Source organism: Peribacillus sp. P4_C12, assembly GCF_056402095.1.
The window spans coordinates 1-2375 of sequence record NZ_JBFUIB010000537.1; the positions used below are offsets into that span (position 1 = coordinate 1).

1 protein-coding gene is annotated in these 2375 nt (G+C 41.5%); it reads right to left on the minus strand.

The features are described from left to right. The coding region (locus tag AC1DUW_RS26110) for a spore germination protein (RefSeq protein ID WP_477643849.1) at nucleotides 1-1392 on the minus strand (1392 nt) is incomplete at its 3' end. Nucleotides 1393-2375: the final 983 nt, after the last annotated feature.

The following is a 2375-nucleotide window of genomic DNA, read 5'->3' on the forward strand; positions in this document are numbered from 1 at the left end:
GAGTGCTTGCTTGCTGAACGGCAGTCGAATAATAGAGTCTTTGAAATCCTTCACGCGCAAAGGATAGATCGGCTCAAGAAAAGGACGACCGAGAGAAGTCAGCTTTAATAAATGAGACATAAGAAAAGCAAAGCAGACGGCAACTCCGACAAGGCCTAGCAGCTGGGCAAGCAGGATAAATGGAAAGCGGATCAGGCGGATCACGTTGCTAAGTTGGTAGATAGGCGTAGTGAAAGAAGCAAGCGCGCCCGTGGCCACGACAATGAGCAGTACATTGCTCGTCAAGCCTGCTTGAACGGCAGCTGTTCCGAGCACTATACCGCCGACAATCCCAATCGTTTGGCCAATCTTTGTCGGCAGCCGGGCGCCTGCTTCCCACAAAAGCTCAATCGCCAATTCAAGGAGAACAGCTTCCAAAAAAGGTGGAAACGGAATACTTCCCCGTGATGTAATCAGCAAGCTGAGTACATCACGGGGAATCATTTCATAATGATAAGTTAAAATGGCTACATAAGTCGATGTGGCTAAAACAGAGAAAAGAACCGCAATGAGCCGGAGGAGCCGGAAAGCGGATGCGACATTCCAAATGGAAAGATAGTCTTCAAATGCCGTGAAAAATGTAATGAGTGACACGGGACCTGATATCGCAGTGGGCGATCCGTCCGAAAAGATGGCAACTTTCCCTTCGGCGAGTAAGGCGGCCAGTCGATCAGGCCTCTCTGTGTCGACTAACTGTGGGAATGGCGAGTTTTTATTATCGGTAATCATTTGGCTGAGAAACGAACTGTCGGCAATTTCATCGTATTCAATCCCTTGAATCCGCTGGATGACCGTATTCACGTTGTCCGAGTCAGCGATTCCTTTCACGTAGACGACCGCGATCCGGGTTTTTGATAACTTTCCGACCATCAGTTCTTTAACCTGCAGTTCTGGAATCGGCAGACGTTTGCGCACGAGATTTAAATTTGTATCGAGTGATTCAACAAAGGCTTCCTTCGGACCAACGACTGAGTATTCCGTTTCCGGAGTGGCTACTTGCCGTTTTTCGACGGCTGGTGCCGGAACAGCCAGGCAGGCAGGCTGCCCTTCTTTCGTGTAAAAAATCAAATTTCCGGTCATTAATTTATCTTGAATATCCGGTATATTGTMCGTAATAGAAAGGTCCTCGATCAACAGCTTTTCTTTTATTTCTTCTAAAGTAGAAAACTCTTCTTTAACTATAGGGAGAATATCGTGGTGAATAATCTCTGGTTTAACTAAAGTTTTAAAATAGGCAATGAAGAAGGGCGAGTTTTCATAAAGACTGAAAGTAAGAAAGTCTGCTGACTCTCCGCACGCTGTTAAAAGCTTGGCCAGCTCGCTTCTTTGAAAAGCTGAATCGTTTTTAGGCATTGGAAATTTCACCTCCCTTTACTATTACTCTGGGGAAAATTAAATTCAATAATTTTAATATGGGTATAGCAAACAAAACTTATACACATTATCAATGTTGAATAACAATAAAATTGTTTTATTTAAATAAAGGGGTCTTACAAAATCCCCATCAAGCTAAKCGTCCAWGWGTTAATTTAAAGTGTRTTCTCTTTATTTTGCTACAKTAATACTAAAATTGYGCATGACAAAAAAAMCYATTAAATAGRKTTTTTWAAWAATATTRGGMAACTTTGAGTTTTTGTGACATCGAATRATCATAGACAAYACCTAGATATCAAAGACCGTTTTCTTGTTATAACGATGACATTTCCGTCCGTTTTTCTCCAAAAGGTAAWACAGACGRAGAAAAGTCKTTGATATACGTTTTTATAGTTGGATGGAGAAGCTTTACTAGGTTTAGACTTCCAATTTTTTAATTTATTTTTCAAGTAATCCTTTAAAAAGAAAACGCCTTTCAATCTGCTAAACAACCACTTCTTGATAAGAATCGTCCTTCAGCGGTTTTTGCAACAGATGATTTAAAAGTAATGAGTATTTAAATRGCAGTTGCTGAGATAATTTTTCAAGACTCAGTAGCAAGCGTTTAGCATTTTTCAAATAGCCAAAGCCGGATTCATTGCTGAATCCGGCTTTGGCTATTTCTACTATTTTTCAAAAATTGCATTTGATAGAAGACGGAACAAGTAATCCGGGTGGTCGCGGAAACCTGCTTCTAACCCAATAAGAGTTACATCTTTATTCTGTTCTTTTACGATTACGGCTTGGCCCTTGGCGGTTATGCTATTTTTCCAGTGACCAGCTACGAAGAAATTATCTGAATCTGCAAGGGTCGCGACGACTTCATCATTATCCGTACCCGTGAACCATGTTGGACGATAGATTCAGATAATTTCTTCGTAGCTGGTCACTGGAAAAATAGCATAACCGCCAAGGGCCAAGCC